General features: G+C 58.7%; 15 protein-coding genes and 1 pseudogene. 13 read left to right on the top strand and 3 right to left on the bottom strand.

Translation table 11 applies throughout. The features are described from left to right. Positions 1-10 precede the first annotated feature (10 nt). From ACDK93_RS09585 to ACDK93_RS09595, 3 genes are all read left to right on the top strand, one after another. On the top strand, positions 11-1,408 hold the full coding sequence (locus ACDK93_RS09585) for a Y-family DNA polymerase (protein ID WP_458068260.1): 1,398 nt from the start codon (positions 11-13) through the stop codon (positions 1,406-1,408). Continuing rightward, complete coding sequence (locus tag ACDK93_RS09590; protein WP_458068261.1) at positions 1,405-4,485, top strand: error-prone DNA polymerase; 3,081 nt, start codon at positions 1,405-1,407, stop codon at positions 4,483-4,485. Before ACDK93_RS09585 ends, ACDK93_RS09590 begins: the two co-directional genes overlap by 4 nt. A gap of 792 nt (positions 4,486-5,277) precedes the next feature. Then, positions 5,278-5,655, top strand: coding sequence for a hypothetical protein (locus tag ACDK93_RS09595; RefSeq protein WP_458068262.1), 378 nt, complete (start codon positions 5,278-5,280; stop codon positions 5,653-5,655). Between the two features lie 97 nt (positions 5,656-5,752). Here the strand turns inward: ACDK93_RS09595 and ACDK93_RS09600 are convergent, their stop codons facing one another. Together ACDK93_RS09600 and ACDK93_RS09605 are read right to left on the bottom strand one after the other, a co-directional pair. Further along, positions 5,753-6,721 (bottom strand): IS481 family transposase, encoded by a 969-nt coding sequence (locus ACDK93_RS09600; protein WP_458068263.1) that lies wholly within the window; start codon positions 6,719-6,721, stop codon positions 5,753-5,755. A 363-nt stretch (positions 6,722-7,084) separates the two neighbouring features. Beyond that, a pseudogene (locus ACDK93_RS09605) lies at positions 7,085-7,786 on the bottom strand (IS3 family transposase); the annotation flags it as partial. A 442-nt stretch (positions 7,787-8,228) separates the two neighbouring features. Here ACDK93_RS09605 and ACDK93_RS09610 point away from each other — a divergent pair. From ACDK93_RS09610 to ACDK93_RS09655, 10 genes are all read left to right on the top strand, one after another. Next, the gene (locus ACDK93_RS09610; protein WP_458068264.1) at positions 8,229-8,549 is read left to right on the top strand and encodes a DUF2384 domain-containing protein; all 321 of its coding nucleotides are present in this window, start codon (positions 8,229-8,231) and stop codon (positions 8,547-8,549) included. Positions 8,550-8,648: 99 nt separating this feature from the next. Further along, a complete protein-coding gene (locus ACDK93_RS09615; RefSeq protein WP_458068265.1) occupies positions 8,649-9,281 on the top strand; it encodes a response regulator in 633 nt (210 codons plus the stop codon). A 214-nt stretch (positions 9,282-9,495) separates the two neighbouring features. Beyond that, positions 9,496-9,897, top strand: a complete 402-nt coding sequence (locus ACDK93_RS09620; RefSeq protein ID WP_458068266.1) for a nuclear transport factor 2 family protein — start codon at positions 9,496-9,498, stop codon at positions 9,895-9,897. Positions 9,898-10,242: 345 nt separating this feature from the next. Further along, the gene (locus ACDK93_RS09625; protein WP_458068267.1) at positions 10,243-11,475 is read left to right on the top strand and encodes a helix-turn-helix domain-containing protein; all 1,233 of its coding nucleotides are present in this window, start codon (positions 10,243-10,245) and stop codon (positions 11,473-11,475) included. A gap of 53 nt (positions 11,476-11,528) precedes the next feature. Then, positions 11,529-11,960, top strand: a complete 432-nt coding sequence (locus ACDK93_RS09630) for a tautomerase family protein (RefSeq protein WP_458068268.1) — start codon at positions 11,529-11,531, stop codon at positions 11,958-11,960. Continuing rightward, positions 11,953-12,384, top strand: coding sequence for a nuclear transport factor 2 family protein (locus tag ACDK93_RS09635; RefSeq protein ID WP_458068269.1), 432 nt, complete (start codon positions 11,953-11,955; stop codon positions 12,382-12,384). The genes ACDK93_RS09630 and ACDK93_RS09635 overlap by 8 nt, the downstream gene beginning before the upstream one ends. Positions 12,385-12,441: 57 nt before the next feature. After that, the gene (locus tag ACDK93_RS09640) at positions 12,442-13,272 is read left to right on the top strand and encodes a response regulator transcription factor (protein ID WP_458068270.1); all 831 of its coding nucleotides are present in this window, start codon (positions 12,442-12,444) and stop codon (positions 13,270-13,272) included. A gap of 709 nt (positions 13,273-13,981) precedes the next feature. Then, positions 13,982-14,341, top strand: a complete 360-nt coding sequence (locus tag ACDK93_RS09645; protein WP_458072412.1) for an acyloxyacyl hydrolase — start codon at positions 13,982-13,984, stop codon at positions 14,339-14,341. A 486-nt stretch (positions 14,342-14,827) separates the two neighbouring features. Beyond that, positions 14,828-15,544, top strand: a complete 717-nt coding sequence (locus ACDK93_RS09650) for an SDR family oxidoreductase (RefSeq protein ID WP_458068271.1) — start codon at positions 14,828-14,830, stop codon at positions 15,542-15,544. A 408-nt stretch (positions 15,545-15,952) separates the two neighbouring features. Next, positions 15,953-17,746: a GAF domain-containing protein gene (locus tag ACDK93_RS09655; RefSeq protein WP_458068272.1), complete on the top strand. Its 1,794-nt coding sequence runs from the start codon at positions 15,953-15,955 to the stop codon at positions 17,744-17,746. A 273-nt stretch (positions 17,747-18,019) separates the two neighbouring features. Here ACDK93_RS09655 and ACDK93_RS09660 read toward each other — a convergent pair whose 3' ends face one another. Next, entirely contained in the window at positions 18,020-19,111 is a 1,092-nt protein-coding gene (locus tag ACDK93_RS09660; protein WP_458068273.1) for an alpha/beta hydrolase, read from the bottom strand. Positions 19,112-19,378 lie beyond the last annotated feature (267 nt).

Consider the following 19,378-nt stretch of genomic DNA (forward strand, 5'->3'; position numbering starts at 1 on the left):
GCGGCCGGGTATGTGGGCGTGTCTATTGCTGCCGCATCTGGCGCTGGATGGGATCCTCCGACGCCGGCCCGTCGATGGGCCGCTGGTGTTGGTCGATGGTCCCGTCAACGCGCGGACCGTGGTCGCCGTCAATGACGCGGCGCGCGCGGCAGGCTTGCACGTTGGCCAGAGACTGACCGCCGCACACGCACTTCTGGCGCAATTCGATGCGGTTCCGTATGACCCGGATGGGGTCGAGAATTGGCACCGTTTTCTGGCGGCGGTGGCCTACCGCTACAGCTCCGAAGTCTGTTTGCTGCCCCATGCCATCGTCCTGGAGGTCAGCAAGAGCATGGGCTTGTTTGGCCCCTGGCCGCGCCTCGAATCCATGTTGCGGGCCGACGTGGAAGAGCTCGGGTTTCGCCACCGCATTGCAGCGGCACCGACGCCGCATGCCGCTTACATTTTGGCCGGTGTCAGCGACGGGCTCGCGGTCCTGACCCGAGACACCTTAATCAACGCGCTGCGACGCGTGCCCATCCAGAAAAGCCGGTTGCCGGCCTCGGCGTCGAGTTTGCCGGGCATGGGCGTGCGAACCCTGGGTCAGCTGCTGGCGCTTCCCCGAGACGGGCTGCGCCGGCGCTTCGGCGCGGAACTCCTGGCAAACCTCGACCGCGTGACGGGTGATCTGCCGTCCGGGCTCGACAGCTTCCGACCACCTGATGTGTTTGATCTGAGGATCGAGCTGGTTCACGAGGTCGAAAACCTCGCCATGCTGGTGTTTCCCGTTCGCCGCATGACGAGTGACCTGGCGGCGTATCTGGCTGGGCGCGATGGCGGGGTCCAGCGGTTCCTCTTGCGGCTGGAACACCGCGATGATCGCCACACCGACGTGGTCGTAGGCCTGCTTGCTGCAGAGCGCGACCCGGCCATGCTGTTCGAGTTCGCCCGCGGCCGCCTGGAGCACGTGACGCTCACCGAACCGGTGCTGGCGCTGCGACTGATCGCGCGCGATCTGCCCGCGTTCGTGCCCGCCGGACGCGATCTCTTCGATGAGCGACCGGCCAACGCGCTGCCGTTCGAACAGCTGCGCGAGCGCCTGCGCGCCCGTCTGGGTGATGGCGCGGTTTATGGCTTGGGCAGCACGACCGATCCACGGCCGGAACGCGCTCAACAAATCGCGGCGAGTGCACACGTGGCGATCGAAGCACACCCCCGGCCGACGTGGTTATTGGAGCGGCCCATTCCTCTGCGCGGGCATGAGCCGCTGATTTTGTCGGGGCCTGAGCGCCTGGAAACGGGCTGGTGGGATGACGGCGAGGTGTGCCGCGATTACTACGTGGTGGAAACGTCATTGGGTCAGCACGCGTGGGCGTTCTGTCCACCGGGCGAACAAACAGGGTGGATGATCCACGGCTGGTTTGCGTGAGCGGGTATGCGGAGTTGCACTGCCTGTCCGATTTTTCGTTTGGACGCGGCGCCTCTAGCGCGCGCGAGCTGTTTGGTCGCGCGAAGACCTGCGGGTATGAGGCATTGGCGATCACCGACGAGTGTTCGCTGGCCGGGATCGTGCGCGCCTTCGAGGCAGCGCGCGACACAGACGTACCGCTTATCGTCGGCAGTGAAATCCAGTTGACCAATGGCCCAAAGCTCGTCGTTCTGTGCGAGACGAAACAAGGCTACATCAGCTTGTGTCAGCTCATCACCAAAGGCCGGCGGGCCTCAGAGAAGGGCACGTATCGGCTGGAGCGTGCTGATATGGAAGATGGGCTGCCTGGCACGTTGGTACTGTGGATACCCGGGTTCGATGTGGCGATGGAGGAGGGACGTTGGGTGCGCGAGCAGTTCGGGAAACGCGCGTGGCTCGCGGTCGAGCTACATCACGGCCCCGATGATGCGCGACGTCTGCGCGAGCTCGGGGAGGTCAGCCGCGTGCTCAACCTGCCGATGGTCGCCGCGGGCGACGTCCACATGCATATCCGCAAGCGCTTGGCGCTACAGCACACGCTCACTGCCATTCGTCACCGGTTGCCAATAGCCGAGGCTGGCGCAGTGCTGGCGCGCAACGGTGAACGTCACCTGCGCGCCTTACACAAACTCGCATCGATTTATCCCGACCACTTGCTGGAAGAGAGCGCAGCTATCGCACGACGTTGCACATTCACACTGAAGGAGTTGCAGTACCGCTATCCCGCCGAGCTGGTGCCCGAGGGGCATACAGCGATCAGCTGGCTGCGCCAGCTGACCGAAACGGGTATGCACTGGCGATGGCCAAAGGGGATAGCGGACAAAGTTCGTCAGCAGATCGAACACGAGCTGGCATTGATCGAAGAGCTCAAGTACGAGCCGTACTTTCTGACGGTCCACGACATCGTGCGGTTCGCGCGAAGCCAGGGAATCCTCTGCCAGGGTCGTGGGTCCGCGGCGAACTCGGCCGTGTGCTTTGCGCTCGGCGTCACTGAGGTCGATCCGGCCCGCATGAATTTGTTAGTTGAACGCTTTATCAGCAAGGAGCGTAACGAACCGCCGGATATCGACATCGACTTCGAGCACGAGCGGCGCGAAGAGGTCATTCAGTACATCTATGGCAAGTACGGGCGCGAGCGCGCGGCCTTGGCCGCGACCGTCATTTGCTACCGCGGCAAGAGTGCCGTTCGCGATGTCGCCAAGACCTTGGGATTGCCACTCGACCAGATTGACCAGCTCAGCCGTGTCTTTGCCTGGTGGGATGGAGAGGCGGATCTCTCCGACCATTTGCGCGAACGCGGCTTTGATCCGGATAGCGCCGTTATCCTACGCATCATCCGACTGACCGCTGAACTGCTCAACAAGCCAAGACACCTTTCCCAACACGTCGGCGGTTTCGTCATCGCCGATGCACCGCTGACCGAGTTGGTGCCAGTGGAAAACGCGGCCATGCCGGACCGCACGATCATCCAATGGGATAAGGATGACCTGGATACCATGAATCTGCTGAAGGTCGATTGCCTGGCGCTCGGCATGTTGACGTGCGTGCGCAAATGCTTGGACCTGTTACGGAATCACCGCGGGCAGGATTACACGATGGCGACGCTGCCCGCGGAAGATCCTAAGACCTACGCCATGATCCAGCGCGCTGACACCTTGGGGGTGTTCCAGATCGAGAGTCGGGCGCAGATGTCGATGCTGCCCCGGCATCTTCCCGCGACGTTCTACGACCTGGTCATCCAAGTGGCCATTGTTAGGCCTGGTCCGATCCAGGGCGACATGGTGCATCCTTATCTACGGCGCCGCCGCGGCGAGGAGCCCGTCACGTATCCGTCGGAAGACTTGAAGGCTGTATTCGAGCGAACGTTGGGTGTTCCGTTGTTCCAGGAGCAGGTGATGAAGCTCGCCATTGTGGCTGCCGGCTACACCCCGGGTGAAGCCGACCAGCTTCGCCGAGCGATGGCCGCGTGGAAGCGCCATGGTGGTATGGAGAAGCACCGCGAGCGGATCATGAGCGGCATGATTGAACGGGGATATACGGCAGAGTTTTCCGCCCAGCTGTTCGAGCAGATCAAGGGGTTTGGATCTTATGGCTTCCCCGAATCTCATTCGGCCAGTTTTGCCGGCATCGTTTACGCGTCGTGCTGGCTCAAGGCGCACGAGCCGGCGGCGTTCGCGTGTGCTTTGTTGAACAGTCAGCCGATGGGTTTTTACTCGGCTAGCCAAATTGTTCAGGACGCGCAGCGGCATCGCATCCGTGTTCACCCCGTGGATGTCCGCTACAGCGATTGGGACTGTACGTTGGAAACTGATAGCCGATGCACTGACGACGCGCCGCTCATTCGGCTGGGTTTTCGGCAGCTGCGCGGCTTTAGCAAAGCGGTGGCGCTTCGTATTCAAACCGCGCGCGCCACTCGGTCGTTTGATGATGTGCCCGACCTGTGCGGCCGCGGTGGACTGGACAAGCGCCATCAAGAATTGTTGGCTGATGCGTCGGCGCTGCGAGGGCTTGCTGGCAATCGCCATCGCGCGCGCTGGGCCACCGCCGGCGTCGAAATGCAGTTGCCGCTGTTTGGCAATTCCAGCCCGAGTGAGCAACCTGTGTTGCTGCCCGCGCCCACACAGGCAGAAAACACGTTGGCCGATTACGCGCGCACCGGGCTCACGCTGGGGCCGCACCCGCTGCGACAAATTCGCGCCCGATTGAAGGCATCGCGATGCGTCGATTCGAAGACGCTTCGCACGCGGCCGCATAAAAGTTTTGTGCGGGTCGCTGGCATGGTGACCATGCGTCAGCGGCCCGCAACAGCAAGTGGTGTGACCTTTGTGACCATCGAAGACGAACACGGCATGGTCAATGTCATCGTGTGGCGTAAAACGGCTGAGCTTCAACACCGCGTCTTGCTGGAAAGCCAGCTGCTGGCTGTGGACGGGCAGTGGGAGGTCCAAGATGGCGTCTGCCACTTGATTGCCCATCATTTGCGGGACCTGACCCACCTACTCGGAACGCTTGAATCGCGATCGAGAGATTTCCACTAGCGACTGCGCCATGCGCACCGGCTGCCGATTTGGCATAGGAAACGTCCTACAGCTTCTGGCTCCCAACCCCGATACCGGCAACACGAGCAACAACTCATTGTTGGGTGGCTCCGCAAGTCCGGCCCGATCCGACAGGTGTCCAGGCGAAAGCCGACGCTGCAACGTCTGGTGGAACCGACGACCGGAGCACTCTTCCTGATGCAGGGCGCCTTATGCTTGAGATTAGACCGGCTGAGAAAGGCTTCATCTTGTTCGATACGGACGAGCAAGAGCCGATCATGCGTTTTGATACCAAGTCCGATGCCGCAGTCCTGATCGCAGAGCTAGCTGCGGATTTCTACAACAGCGGATCTTCAATTTCCCAGTCAGGCTGATCGCTTCGAAGCAAAATTCTTCGCGAATTATCATGTCTGAACCGAACGTCATAGATCGGACTGGAATGCACCACGCGCCTGATGACTAACCCGGTACCCAAACCCTCATGCCACAGACTCCTGCCCAGAAACGGATCTGAAGTCTGAGTGGAGGGCGTCGGCGCCGATATCCGTCTAAACGGAAAAAATTGGTCCGGTCGCTCCGATCGATAACTTTTGTTCACCATTACACGGCAAGCCCCCGGGTTATGCGCAAACGGTTTGGACATCTTAAAAATGGTGGGAATATCCCTTGTAATTGGATTTCTCCATCTCGAGATGCCGACCGCTCCGCTTTTCGGCAGTTACCACAGAAAGCGACAAGTTCCGTTCGACTATCCATCTTAGATTAGATATGTCGCTTCCGCCGGTGAACACCATGCGTACAAATTTTCCCACAGATATTGGAGCTGTTCGCCTACGTGCCAAGATGCGTCAGGAAGTGCTTACTGATCCAAGAGACTCGGTAGTAAGTCGTATTGGTGAGCACGATTTTTCCACTATGTTCGGGATCATTCCGGACACGCTCGCAGTTTTGAGATCTGCTTCAGCTTTCGAGAAGGATAAAACGAAGCTACTTGAATGGTTTTCACACGAACGTATTGCGAGTCTCGGTGGACTGAGCGCTGCTTCACTTGTCCGCATGGGCCGCGCAGCTCTGGTGCTTGATTTTCTGAAGCGTGTCGAAGTGGCTGAGCGCTTCGGTGGCTTCGTATGCGAGGATCAAGGATTGGATGATGAGTTAGCACGTAGTTGACTTTCAGAACTTCGCTGTCGATCTGGAGCGAATCCATTTGCTAAGAGAGCCGACCATCCTGGATGCTTTCTTGGCACTCGAGCGCAGCCATTCATGCTTAGCTGTCCAGTCCCGACTGGTTCTTTGATTTGCCATTGAATAGCTCTGGCCTCTCGGTCTGCCAGGTCCGTATCGCTTGAAGCGGTGTCTTGTGGCCGAGTGCGCGTTGCGGAAGATGGTCGTTGTAAAGCTTCTCGTAGCGTTCCAACGTGGTCTGTAGATCATCGCGTGAACGAAGCGTGGTGGCCAGCACTTCAGTGATGCGACCATTGAAACGCTCAACCATGCCGTTGGTCTGCGGGTGACGCGGTTTGATCAAGCGATGCTCGATGCCCAGTTTGACGCACTCACGATCAAACGCGTGCTCGCCGGAGGGCATCTTGGTCTTTCTGGTGAAACGGTCGGTGAACTGACTGCCGTTATCGGTGAGCAGCTTGACGATCTTCATCGGCGCGGCGGCCTGGAGGCGACGCAGAAAGTCCGTGCTGCTGATCTCGCTCTGATCGGCATAGATGCGTAAGAAAACCCAGCGCGTGGCGCGATCGATGGCAACGAACAGATAGCGCCGCGCCGTTTCATCGGCCATCTGCGGCAGGTATTTGATGTCCATATGAAGGAAGCCGGGTGCATAGTCCTTGAAGGATTTAGCCGGTGCCGGCGCGTCCTTGTCTTCCACAGGGCGCCGGTTCAAACCGTGGCGAGTCAAACATCGGGCCAGTCCCGATCGAGACACCTTAGCGTTCAAGAACTCGCGCACGACCACCAACAGGTCATCCAGCGGTAGCCACAGCGCGCGGCGGATTTCCATGGCCACCGCTTCCTGCGCCGGGTTCAATGTGCAGTGCAGTGTGTCCGGCCGGTGCGAGCGGTCCTGCGTCGACTCGCGTTCGCGCCACTTGCGCACGGTCGGTGCGGTCACGCCGTACTTCCGTGCCAGGGCTGCATCACTGAGCGAGTGATCCTCGGCCCGCAGCTCAGCGCGTGTACGTGGCGTGGTGCGGGCCAAAGGATGGAGCGTCAGGGCCATCGTTCGGTTCTCAGTTCGGTGATCAGTTGCCTCATCGCATCACGGGCAGCGGCAAAACGCCAGAGACGCAGCTCGATAGGATCACACGGGACGTGACACTTAGCTGGGTTATTACTCTCAGAATTCTCAGATCGTCGACGAGCTGCTCATTGGATGGCGCAGCACCAACTAGCGTTTGAGGGTCGGACTGCCTATCAGTTGCTAGCAAAAAAGGGTGATGGGGTAGTGTGGGACGAGTTAGAGCGGAAGGGCCACTTGGTTTCGCTCACCGAAGCAGAGACGGCACTCAACGGGACTTACTGAAAGCTCTTAGCGGGAAAGATCTGAATCGCCCCGGGTTCCGTGGAGGCTGTTGCGTTTAAGTCAGGCCTCCACTGCGGTGGCCTGACTGGCGAGTGCCGGTAGTAGTTTGCCTCGGCCTCGGCTGGCGGGATATAGCCGATGGGTTCGAGTAGTTGGTGGTGGTTGAACCAGGCCACCCATTCCAGCGTAGCGAGCTCCACGGTCTCCTTGGTTTTCCATGGTGCTCGGCGGTGGATCAGTTCGGCTTTGTAGAGGCCATTGATGGTTTCTGCAAGCGCGTTGTGCCCCAAGGGCAGGCTTCGCGCTCGTAGCTGTCGCCTGTGCTTCCCACTGACGGCTCGATACCTGCTTCTGCCAAGCGTTCGCTGAATCGAATGGAAACGTATTGCGACCCGCGATCGCTATGGTGAATCAAGCTGTTGTCACGCTCCGGTTGACGTGCGTAGAGCGCCTGCTCCAAGGCGTCGAGCAGAAAGTCCGTGCGCATCGAGCTGTTGACGCGCAAGCCAACGATGCGTCTTGCGAACACGTCGATGACGAAGGCCACTTAGAGCCATCCCTGCTAGGTCGAGACGTAGGTGAAATCCGAGACCCAAAGCTGGTTCGGCCGCTCGGCACGGAACTGCCGATTGACCCGGTCCAGTGGGCATATCGCTTAGGGTCGTCCACTGTCCTGCGCACAACCTTGCCGCGCACCGCAGCGAGCAAGCCTTGTCGTCGCATCAACCGCTCGACTGTGCACCGCGCCACAACCCAAGCTTCGTTTCACTTTTTTGCACCTATTGCAAGAAGCGACAATTCACAGTTGCCACAGAGTCGTAGATTGGATGCGTCACCTTAGGGGCCAAACCTGTGCGTGCAAGCTCGTTCACGACTATCGGAAACCCCCTTGATGCAATGACACCCATAGCAGTAGCTGCGGGATCAGGGGGCGCTGCCATTTGTGTCATGGCGAAATTCAGTTCTGCACGATCTTTGGAAATATTCCCGATACGCTCGCCGTCTTGCGAGCCGCCGCGGCATTCGAACCCGACGATGGACGGCTGCTTGAGTGATTTTTGGGCGAGTGCATCTCGAGTCTGGGCGGTTTACTGCCGCAGCGCTCGTCAATATCGGCCGGACAACACTAGTTCTCGACTTTCTCAAGAATGTTGAGGCGTCTGAGCGCTTCGCTGCTATTAATACTCCGATCATAGGTAGCCTCATGAACAATCGCGCTGTCGACTACAAGCACATCTCTCGTGAGCTGGAGCGAATTCACCTCCTGCGTGAGCAGACCATGCTGGATGCTTTTGGGGCGCTGGAGCGCAGCCACACCAGCTTGGCGGAGTTGCTACTTTCAGAATTTACTGATCGCCGGCGCGCTGCCCACTGGATGGCGCAGCACCAACGTGCATTTGACGGGCGCACCGCGTATGGGCTTCTCGCCGAAAGAGACGATGGCTCCGTGTGGGACGAACTCGAACGCACGGGGCATCTTGTGTTGCTGACGGAACCTAGCACGGTACGCAGTGGCGTCTATTGAAGCCGCGTAGCTGAAAAGAAATTGATGACTGTGCACATGTGTATAGCTGTCTCGAGATGCGGGTCTATACTCAGTTGTCTCCGTATCTGACATCTAGCCATGGCGGCACCAGCTCCCCCCATACGCGTTCTTGTTGTTGATGACCACCCCCTTCTGCGGGAGGGGATCGTTGGAGTGGTAAACAGTCAGCCTGACATGTTGATAGTCGGCGAAGCCAGCGACGGGCTCGATGCGATTGAACATTTTCGCAAGCTACGTCCTGATGTGACCCTGATGGACTTGCAGATGCCCGGCATGGATGGTCTTGAGGCCATCACGATCCTGCGCAAGGAATTTGCCGACGCGATCATCCTGGTGTTGACCACGTACAAGGGCGATGTGCAGGCGCTTCGTGCCATCAAGGCAGGGGCACAGGGATATCTGCTCAAGGGAGCCTTGCGAAAAGAGCTGGTGGATACCATCCGCAACGTCTTCGCCGGGCATCGCTACATCCTTCCGGAAGTAGCCAGCGACATCGCGGCGCATCTCATCCAGGACGCCCTGACCGAACGCGAGACCGTCGTGCTGTCATGCGTGGCGGCGGGAAACTCCAACAAGCTGGTGGCGCAAGCGCTGTGCATCACCGAAGAGACAGTCAAGGGGCACATGAAGAGCATCATGGCCAAGCTGGCCGCCCGCGATCGCACCCACGCCGTCGCCATCGCCATGCGACGCGGCATCATCACGATGTGACCAGGTTGGTTGCTGGTGCGTTCCTGCGCACGCATGCATTGTGCCCTGATCAGCTGACTCGTCGGTAGCAAAATCATCTATGCGCTTGCTGCTGTGACCGGCCTTGAACTTTCATGAAGGCTTGCCTGTTCAGACGCAAACGGGCAACTAGCGACAAGCGATGTGATACGCCCATCGCTACGCTCGCAAGAGGCTCTTCATCAGGACATGCACCATGACTATCGCAACTTCCAACCGCCAGCTCGTGCTTGATGCTTTCGATACGCTGTTCAACCGGCGCGATTACGCCGCCGCCGAACGGCTGTGGTCAGCCAGCTATCAGCAACACAGCGCCCACATTCCGCCAGGTCGTGATGGTTTGTTCGATCTCATTCGTGCCGCGCCGGCTGCGCTTCGGTATGAAGCCGGGCAGGTGCTGGCCGAAGGCGACATCGTCATGGTCCATGGTCGCTACGCGAATACGGGTCTGCCCGCCGACTGGATCGTCGTCGACATTGTACGGATGGCCGATGGCCTGCTCGTCGAACACTGGGATGTGATCCAGGACGAGGCGACGCGCGAGACGTCAAAAAGCGGGTCTCCGATGTTCGGAACGCGTTTCCCCGAAGACGGCTAGTGCATCAGTGGATCGCCCGTTGCGCTGACGTCGAGGGCGGCTGGAACGATGGGAGTCGCTGTCTTCCGCTGCAGCCTCCCACAGAGAGTTTCGATCACATTGGCTGCCCCGCCAAGAGCGGGCTGAGTGATGGCGTCTGAAGCTCTGCACGTCCGTATACGACTTCCAGAGGGGCGCGAAAGCCCCGCATGCGGTCGGCACGATTGAAAAGATGCATGGTCATGCATCACCCCCGATATGAGGGGCTGAAATTGGCCACACCTGGGGCATGTGCCAGTTCAACCAGCGACCTAGCATGGTTTTGCGGCGCGAGACGAACGTCGCCAGACCTGCGAGGACAATGCGATGACGGCCAACCTGAACAACGCAGTGATCAGTGACCTGCGTCAGCTCCTTATGCCGATGGCACTCACGCAATGCGAAGGACGCAGCATCGTTTCATTTTCTGGCCGACACAGAATCGGGATAGGCGACGACGGCGCCGCCCGCTCGCTTGCCGTCAACCTGGATGAGCAGGGATTACATGCCTTGGCCACCGCCGCTCACTGGGCACGTGGATTGAGCGACAGCCATGCGGATTTCGTCGGACGCTTTGCGGCGCTGGAATCGGCTTGCGCGCGCAAGGTTGGAGCGGCCGCCATCGTCCACGGAGCACTGGCGGGCTGGCAGTTGCAGCGGGCTCTTCAGATGCTGGGTGAGCATCTGGATCAGGCCATCGAACTGGACGACATCGCCACGGCCTGCCGCGTTTCGCGTGCTCACTTTGCCAAAGCATTCCGACGTTCGATGGGCGTTCCGCCTTATCGTTGGCGGCTCGAACTGCGTCTGGCCATCGCGCGCCGCGCAGTGGTCGACACCAGTGAGTCACTAACCCGGATTGCGCAGTCGCTCGGCTTCCAGCAGATGACGCATTTCTCTCATGCCTTCGTACGCGCCACCGGAATGAGTCCGCGGCAATGGCGTCGGACTTTCCAGTCGACCCATCGGATCGGTGTTGCAGGCGCACAGGCAGACGTGTTGCAAATCATGCAGATGGACGATGGCGACGATCTTTTCGTCCATCTTGAACTGCTTCATGCACCCGGCGACGTCATCGTTGATGCGCTTCGCATCCTGCTTGTGGCGACGCTGCGCGAGGATCGCTCTTTCGATGACTGCGCCGAAGTGCTGGTCGAGGCGCTGCACCTTTGCAGCACACAGGCACGACTCGCCGGCAAGCCCGATAGCGCGGGCGGTGGGCAGCTTGCCGAATGGCAGGTGGAGCTCGCGCGGCAGCTGCTTTCCACGCCGTCGGAGGACACAAGCATCGCCTTGGTGGCGGCGGCCTGCGGTACCTCGCCGGGATATTTCTCCAAGGCGTTTCGCGCCACCGTGGGCATGTGCCCGCGACGCTGGCAGGCGCACTCGCGCGTGGATCGCGCCAAGTCGCTGCTGGAAACCAGTACGCGGATGATGATCGACATTGCCGGTGATTGCGGTTTCACCGAGCAGAGCCACTTCAACCACACCTTCACCCGGCTTGTCGGTTGCAATCCCGGCGCGTGGCGCATGCAGCACCAACAAGCCCGCGCCGGCTAGTCACCGCGAAACGGATGCGACTTCAACAGCGCGATTTCCCCAGGACGCCGAGCATGCCGCTGGTACGTATTGATCTGATCGAGGGACGCACGCCCGCACAGGTTCGGCTGATTGCTGACCTGGTGCATGAGGCCGTGGTGTTTGCCTTTCGCGTGCCCCGCGACGACCGCTACCAGACCATCACCGAGCATCGTCCCGAGCAGCTCATCGTGCTCGATACCGGGCTGGGCATTTCCCGGTCGTCATCGCTGGTGATGCTGAGTGTCACCTCGCGCCCGCGCAGTGAGCTTGAAAAGGTCAACTTTTACCAACGCGTGTGCGAGCTGTTGCACGAACGACTTGATGCCAACCCCGGAGACCTGGTGATCAACATCACCACGAACGGCGCTGCCGATTGGAGTTTTGGCCACGGCCGCGCGCAGTTCCTGACCGGTGAACTCAACGGCGGCCCCATCCGCCCCTTGCCCGAGAAACAACATGAGTGAAACTGCCAACCCAACCAGTGCCCGAGCCAACCACAATCGCAGCGTTGTTGAAGCTTTCTACAGCGGCGGCGTGCGTGGCGATCTTTCAGGCATCAAGGAAAAGTTGCACGTCGACTTCGTCTGCAGCGCGCCAAATTATCTGCCATGGGGCGGCGACTCCCTCGGCAGGGATGCTTACCTCAATGTCGTGATTCCCCAAGTGGCCCGCTTCCTCGACTTCGGCCCCTTTTCCTACGACAGCCTGACCGTCGAGGGGGATCATGCGGTGGCCCTGATCAATGTAGGCATCAAGGGCACCGACAAGCGCATCAAGATTTCAGAGCACTGGGATTTTCATGAAGGCTTGGCCACGCGTATCTGGGTGGCCTACTACGAGCCTAAAGTGCTGATGGACGCCATCGGGCGAAGTGAGGGTGTTGCTTGAGAGTCGAGGGCCATGAAACAGGAATCCAGTCCGACATGACATTCCCAAGGAGGTGCCATGCGCGCGCGAACCGGCATAAGCGGATTGATATTACTTGTCGAGAATGAGCAGCTGATCGCCAATGTCGTCGGCGATACTTTTGAACAAAAAAACTATTCTGTCGACTACGCTCCCGACGGAAAGACAGGCTTTCGATTAGCTGCCTCGGGTAATTACGACGCAATTGTGCTTGACCTGACGTTGCCGGGAATCAACGGACTGGAACTGTGTAGAAAACTCAGAGACGAATATAAAAAATCTGCTCCCATTCTCATCATTAGTGGGAACGAGACGCTAGACGATAAGATTGCTGGATTCGAAGCTGGAGCGGATGACTATTTGGTCAAGCCTTTCGATGCGGCGGAGTTGGAAGCAAGAGTTCGTGCTCAGATTCGGCGATACAAAGGGCAAGTCGTTACGGGCCTGCTTACCGTAGCGGATATGACTTTGGACACAGCAACAGGGATCGTTACGCGCGCTGGCAAATGCCTCACTCCAACCCCCATGGGAGTGAGATTGCTCAGGATCTTAATGCGAAGGTCACCGAACTATGTCACTCGACAGGAGATCGAGCGCGAAATTTGGGGGGAAACGCTCCCGGATACAGACACGCTTCGTTCTCATATCTACACGCTGCGTAGCATCGTAGATAAGCCTTTCTCCCATCACTTAGTTCATACGATCCCCTACAGGGGCTGTTTTGGGGTAATCCCTCCTGAATGCGTTCCCGCACTGCGCTCATCACTGGGCCGCATGACCATAAATAGACCTTATCTGCGCGCGAATCATTGGCCCATTCTATTCAGACCAGTAAAGAACTCAATTTCTTTAAGAGCGCCCGACTCTTGAGCGCGGTTTATCACCATGCAAGTCATTCGCGGGTTGCACGGCAGCACTTTGAGTGACCGATATGCAGCAACTAATCATCCCTGTCGATCACGGAAAAGACGATTTGGTCTCGAAGTCAGTGCATGAATTTTCGCTTCGACAATTGATCGTCACCAATAACAAAAGTTGCTCAAATAAAGCTGGTCAGATCATTCCAAGAAAGGTGCTTTGAATGGGACCCAAAGCCGGCAAATTGTTGAAGCCGTCATTTGCTCGAGCATCAGGTATGACGCCCCCAATAGAGCAACGCGTCTTTTAGGATATGGCGTCGCGAAAGCGTTCGACGTACACCTGAAATCCTTGATCAGAACACCGATGAAAACATTCAAAAAGGTGCAAAAAGCAGCAAGAAATCGATGTTCTCCATTCCTAATCTGCAGATGGTGGCTATCTCTGCATGGTTGCTCGAACGTCAAATTCAGACAAGTCGCGGCTGCAGCCCTGCAGTGTGCCTTCACGCAGCGTGTCTTGACTCATTAATTGACAAGAAGAAGAGGCCATACTTCACATGAGCGCTTCTATAGCAGTCCGACCATCCGTTTTGGCTCTTTCTTTTTTCTGCTTCTGTGTTTCTGCTGAAGGAAACACATTGGAAGTTGAGGCGGGCCGAAGCTATTCCGACAGTCGTGGAGCAAACTCAATCTTTTTTGAGAGTGTCTGCGATCCACGGATGATCGGTGACGGCCGTCTTGGCTGGGAATGCGATTTTTCCACCGGGTGGATTTCGGGAAGACACGTAGCTAATCATTGGCCTGGTCGATATGACGTCCGCGATCATGCATTCGTAGCTGCAGCTGGCGCCAGGTTTCAATACGGGGATCCAAGCAACTGGTATCGGCATCTTTTTTTTAGCTTTCAGCCGACATACAACACAGGGCGTACAATGGCGCTAAGCAGCGCCTACGAATTCACCAGCTCGATTGGCTGGCAATCACGCCGTTTTAGCGTTCAAATACGCCATATCTCAAACGGTGGAACCCACGAGCCAAACCGCGGCGAAACGATGGCGTTAGTAGGAATAGTCTTCTAAGGGCGGATAAGCCAATGAGCTCGCCAGTCCTGTCGTAAATGATCTGTATGGTTTCAGCTTTGCTCGACCCCCTCCAGATACTCAAAAGCTGTTTGCGCAGCCCCGTGCCTACTCTCTCGAATCGACCCGGCGCAGATCGAGTCGCCTTTGCCGGTGGGCTATATACTTTCGTTGGTGAGAATATCTCGCCCGTGTGTCGAGAGTTACGGTAATTGGGGCAGGCCGCGTAGACGGTCGGTATTATGTGGCAGAGATCGATCCTGCCGATGATTAGTTGCATCGCCGCCGGTGAGCCGATGTTCTGAATCAGCAACTTTCTAAGCATGGAAATGGCCTGATGCTCGGCGAGAATTTTATTTGTTTACTAAGTTGAGCTGAGCCGCCGACTTCCGTTCGCTTTATCTAGCAGTAGGCTCCAGAGTGCCAAAGTTAGTTCAATGTCTCAGATCCTACTGTGGCTCATCCATACGTCAACGGATCCTCATTATGCAACGCACCTTTTTAATTACCGGCGCCGGCAAAGGCATTGGTCTTGCGCTTTCCCAGCGTTTGGCGGCAAACGGCCACCGGGTGGTGGGCATAGCCCGCCATCTGACAGATGACTTCCCAGGACAATTGCTGCCGATCGACTTAGGGGATGCGGAAGCCACGGCTAACGCACTAGTGGATCTCACTCGGCGCTTTCCCTTCGATGGCGTGGTCAACAACGTTGGGCTGGTGCGCCCGCAACGCCTTGGTGACGTGACGCTCTCCGCACTCGGCGAGGTGATGCAGGTGAACCTGCATCCCGCACTGCAGATCACCCAGGCGTTGTTGCCCGGTATGCAGCAGCGTGGCTGGGGACGTATCGTCAACATCGCCAGCCTGACCGTACTGGGGGCCGTCGAGCGTACCGCCTATGCGGCCGCGAAGGCCGCCTTGATCAGCTTTACTCGTAGCTGGGGGCTGGAACTGGCGAGAACAGGGATCACCGTCAACGCGGTGGCTCCCGGACCTACAGAGACGGACCTGTTTCGCGCTAACAACCCAACAGGAAGTACCGGTGAGCAGCGTTATCTCGATGCCGTGCCGATGCGACGCTTTGGCCGTCCGGAAGAGATCGCCGCAAGCATCGCCTTCCTGCTCTCCGATGATGCTTCATTTATCACTGGACAAACCTTGTATGTGGACGGTGGCGCATCCATTGGACGCGCGGCGTTGTAAGAGGAGCGACGCAATTAGCCATCAAATTGGGATGCATTCTGATTGCGCTGGAGTGCTGGTCGCTTTCGAATGACTGCTTTGCGGCCTGCACTAGCAGTAGACGACCGGCCGTTACTGGCCGGTCAGCGACCTTTGGTTGAAGTGCGCCCTGCTGTCGGTTGGCGGCTCTTGCTCGACGGTCGCTGACCGACCCTAAGCCGCCAGTGGCGACTGTCCACTTTCGGGAAACCTGGTTACGAGTGCAATGATGGATCTGGCGAGGAGCATCGCGACGATGGGTCTAGCCCGGGTCAACGATGGGTTCGCTGGCGAATGGGCATACCGGACCATTGCTGACGCCCAACATAATCATATATTTTCGACCGAAGCAGGCCTTGCGGGCCTCGTCTTACAGCATAAGGGGTGGTCATGCATCGTCGCCAAGGGGTCCTCTGGTTGCTCACGTTGATAGTTGTGACGGCCATTGGTTACGTGGGCTGGAGTTTGTTCGCACCTACCCCGCGCTCTGGGTTTCCGATCGTCAGGCTTGCCAACGCGCATGTTGCCGTGGTGCTAGCGGAGGACAGCGTGCTGCTTCCCTCGCAGCTGAGGCCTGGCGACCGCATCGACCTTTCGGCGCTTGCACCGGCTACCCGCATCGCGTTGATCAAGTCGACCAACCTCAACCGGCTCCCCAACGACTCGGCTTACGACTTGGTCGTACGGCACGCTGGCGCCGAAGGCGCGCCGACGGTCATCACGGTGCACGGCGTTTCTTTAAACCAGAAATCTCCTGTTCAGCGTTTGCTGGACTGGGGCCTGCTCACCTTTTTCAGCTACCCGTTCTGCCTATCGGCCATCGCCTTGCTCTCTCTTTGGAGAGGACGGGGCCGCGACGCCATGGGTCTGGCGCTGTGGGCAACCGCATTCCTGCTCGGCCTGACACTCCAGTGGATCCCTTCTGATGGTGCGATTGGCCTGACCGTGCTGCTGGCCTCCAACGTATTGTTCCTGCTGGCAAGGCTAAGCTTCTACGTCATGGCGGAGGTGATGGCAGCGACGCTGTTGACGCCACGCGCCGCCAGAGGCTGGCGCATTGCTTTTTTCGTCATGCTGGGACTAGGTGCTATACAGTCGCTGGCCGGATTGCTGGCATTCGTTGCTATGGGCTGGGCCGAACTGATGCGTCCGGCCTACGGCGTGGTGTTAACCCTGAGCTATGCCATTCCGGTGGCGATGCTGTTTTCCGTACTACCGCGTGCCAGTTCGGCACAGCGGTTGCGCCTCGGATGGGTGACCCGTTGCGGCGCGATTTACGTGGCCGCCATTTTCCTAATTAATTCACCGATATTCGGTCCCGTCGCCTCGCCGCTCATTGCACGCGGTATGTTCTCCTTATCTCTCATGGGGCTACTTTATGGTGTCGTGAGAACGCGACTGCTTGACTTCAGCGTGGTGCTCAATCGCACCTTGGTCTATGCGGCGACGACCAGCCTGATATTGGGCCTGTTTGCCCTCTTTGAGAGCGTGATCGAACGCATCGCTGTGGGCGAACGGGCGAGTCTTCTGCTTGAGCTGCTCGTGCCGCTGGCCTTGGGAGTATCGCTTACTACGGTCCATCGGCGCATCGACGGTCTGGTCGAGCGGCTGATATTTCGCCGCCAATACTTGCAGGAAAGCACGCTGCGTCGCTTCGCCCACGAAGCAGCCTTTGTCAGTAACCCTGACAGTCTGATGGAACTCACTGTGACCGAGCTGCAGCGCCACATCGGCGCTCCGTGGGTGGCGCATTATGAGAGCAGCCGGCAAGGGTTTGCACTGGCGCGGCAGAGTGGAGAGCACGCGTTGCCGGAATGCGTCGATGTCGACGATCCGGCAGTGATCGCCGTGCGTGCCCGCGAGCCGGAGGTGGACCTTCAGAATCGTGGGGGCGTTCTGCGAGACGAAGGCTACGCCTTTCCGCTCCAGGTGCGCGGCCAGTTGTTGGGCCTTCTGGTCATCGGGCTACGCCCCGATGAGCACTACAGCAGCGAGGAGCGTGAGCTGTTCGCTCACGTGGCACACGAAGTCAGCTCAGCCCTGTTCGCGCTGCACGCGCAGGCCAGCGAGGCGATGCTCGACGAAGTGCGTGCAATGGCACGGGCCAGCGAAGAACGGGCACGAGCCAGCGAGGCTTTGTTATTGCAGTTGCTGCCTGCGGCGGGCACCACGCTCAAGACATAGCGAGCGTCATGCATCTCAGGGAAGAGGGAGGCGCCTGAGTCGCTGCAGGCGGCCGCGTAGCGCCTATTGGCTAGCGCAATTGCCCGATGGTCGCTAGGCAGTTCCTTTCCACCTCGTGCCCTCTCCACTCTTCGTGCACCGTCACTGCATCCGTGTCGTCAGCCCAGAATGGTGATCCGTAGGCGACAAGAAGGACACCTGCTCCTCGGCATGGCGGGGAGGAGGGAGGTCATGTGTGTAGTGATGGGCGCTTCCTGCGAAAGGGTGAACGGGCTAGTTCTTCAGATGCCTTTCGAAGAATTTCGCAGCGATATGATAGGCCTCATCGGACTCAGGCAAGGTTGGGTTGACCCAGAATCCATGGTTGAGTCCATCGAACACGACGAGTTTGGGATCGTCGCCCGCTCGCAACATGGCTCGATCAAACAAGCTCGTGCCGCTCAAGAACCAGTCGCGTGTACTGGTCAGGAATAACGTCGGTGGCAGTCCGGAGAGGTCGCCCTTCATCGGCGATAGCAAGGGATCATCCAGCCGCGTCGAGCCGACATAAGCGGTTTGCACAGCCATGAGCCCCGCTGCCGGGGTCAAGTATCCCGCAAGTCCAGCCCCCGTGAAGAACGACTGGGAGTCGCCCTGCTGGGTAAAGTCGCCGAAGCCGGAGAAAATACCCAGCGCCCCGGGCTGAGGTAACCCCAACCGCTTGAGCTTCATCGCGACTTCGCCGGTCATGACCGCTCCCGAAGAGGTTCCGTAGATGCCAATCTCGCTTGCAGAATGGCTCTTGAGCAACGCGCGGTACACCGCAATGACGTCATCAACACCAGCAGGAAAGGGATGCTCGGGAGCCAGGCGATAACTGACCGCGACCACTTCCGTCCTCATCAGGCTGGCGATAGGAATACTCTCGGTCAAAGAGCAGCAGTCGTACTCGTACGCGCCTCCATGGATATTGATTAGAACGAAGTGTTTTGCGGGGGTGTCACTGGGAGGCGGAGTGACTATGGTGACGGGCACGCCAGCCATTGACCCGGCAGCGACCCGCGCCGGATACTTTTCCAACGCGATCTTTCCGTTTTTCTCTCGCGACAAGTCAGTCCGCCGCCGGCGTTCTGCGAGACTGGACGTGGACGGAGCGTCGATATCGGGGATCTGCCGCGCGATCCATTTTTGCGCTTCGGGACTCACTGTTTTGGGGACGGGGATAACCCGGGTGATGTAGGCCGTACCGTCAGCGCCGATATAGGTTGTATCGCGTGAGGGAGCTCCGGCCTTTGTCGTGGGTTGTGGGGTTGACTGCGCGTTGGCCAAACAGGTGCAGAACGCGCTGAGAATGACAGCCAGCACTGATGCTTTGATGAAGATCATGCGACTCGCCTTTATTACGCCGAGAAGATTTCCCGGAACGATATCCGAAGACTCGGCGGATTTCCGCCCTCTAATGCTTGAAGAGTCACTTGCACGCTGGCCCGCATGTCCTTGGTATTATGCCCGGAGCATGCCACGGTAAATGCGGCGGCAGAGGCACTGGGGAGAGCGCGACGTTTACCATGTTCGGCCCGTGCGGCGTGCCTGGCGAACTGTCTCGCGTCGACCATGGCGGAACGAATCAACGGGGGAAGCGTATGCATGCAG

The organism is Rhodanobacter sp. BL-MT-08, from assembly GCF_054161255.1.

Coding starts and splice junctions, on each gene's coding strand:
- ACDK93_RS09585 (WP_458068260.1), top strand. CDS start 11: ATGTGGGCGTGTCTATTGCTGCCGCATCTGGCGCTGGATGGGATCCTC.
- ACDK93_RS09595 (WP_458068262.1), top strand. CDS start 5,278: ATGCGTACAAATTTTCCCACAGATATTGGAGCTGTTCGCCTACGTGCC.
- ACDK93_RS09600 (WP_458068263.1), bottom strand. CDS start 6,721: ATGGCCCTGACGCTCCATCCTTTGGCCCGCACCACGCCACGTACACGC.
- ACDK93_RS09610 (WP_458068264.1), top strand. CDS start 8,229: ATGAACAATCGCGCTGTCGACTACAAGCACATCTCTCGTGAGCTGGAG.
- ACDK93_RS09615 (WP_458068265.1), top strand. CDS start 8,649: ATGGCGGCACCAGCTCCCCCCATACGCGTTCTTGTTGTTGATGACCAC.
- ACDK93_RS09620 (WP_458068266.1), top strand. CDS start 9,496: ATGACTATCGCAACTTCCAACCGCCAGCTCGTGCTTGATGCTTTCGAT.
- ACDK93_RS09625 (WP_458068267.1), top strand. CDS start 10,243: ATGACGGCCAACCTGAACAACGCAGTGATCAGTGACCTGCGTCAGCTC.
- ACDK93_RS09630 (WP_458068268.1), top strand. CDS start 11,529: ATGCCGCTGGTACGTATTGATCTGATCGAGGGACGCACGCCCGCACAG.
- ACDK93_RS09635 (WP_458068269.1), top strand. CDS start 11,953: ATGAGTGAAACTGCCAACCCAACCAGTGCCCGAGCCAACCACAATCGC.
- ACDK93_RS09640 (WP_458068270.1), top strand. CDS start 12,442: ATGCGCGCGCGAACCGGCATAAGCGGATTGATATTACTTGTCGAGAAT.
- ACDK93_RS09645 (WP_458072412.1), top strand. CDS start 13,982: ATGATCGGTGACGGCCGTCTTGGCTGGGAATGCGATTTTTCCACCGGG.
- ACDK93_RS09650 (WP_458068271.1), top strand. CDS start 14,828: ATGCAACGCACCTTTTTAATTACCGGCGCCGGCAAAGGCATTGGTCTT.
- ACDK93_RS09655 (WP_458068272.1), top strand. CDS start 15,953: ATGCATCGTCGCCAAGGGGTCCTCTGGTTGCTCACGTTGATAGTTGTG.
- ACDK93_RS09660 (WP_458068273.1), bottom strand. CDS start 19,111: ATGATCTTCATCAAAGCATCAGTGCTGGCTGTCATTCTCAGCGCGTTC.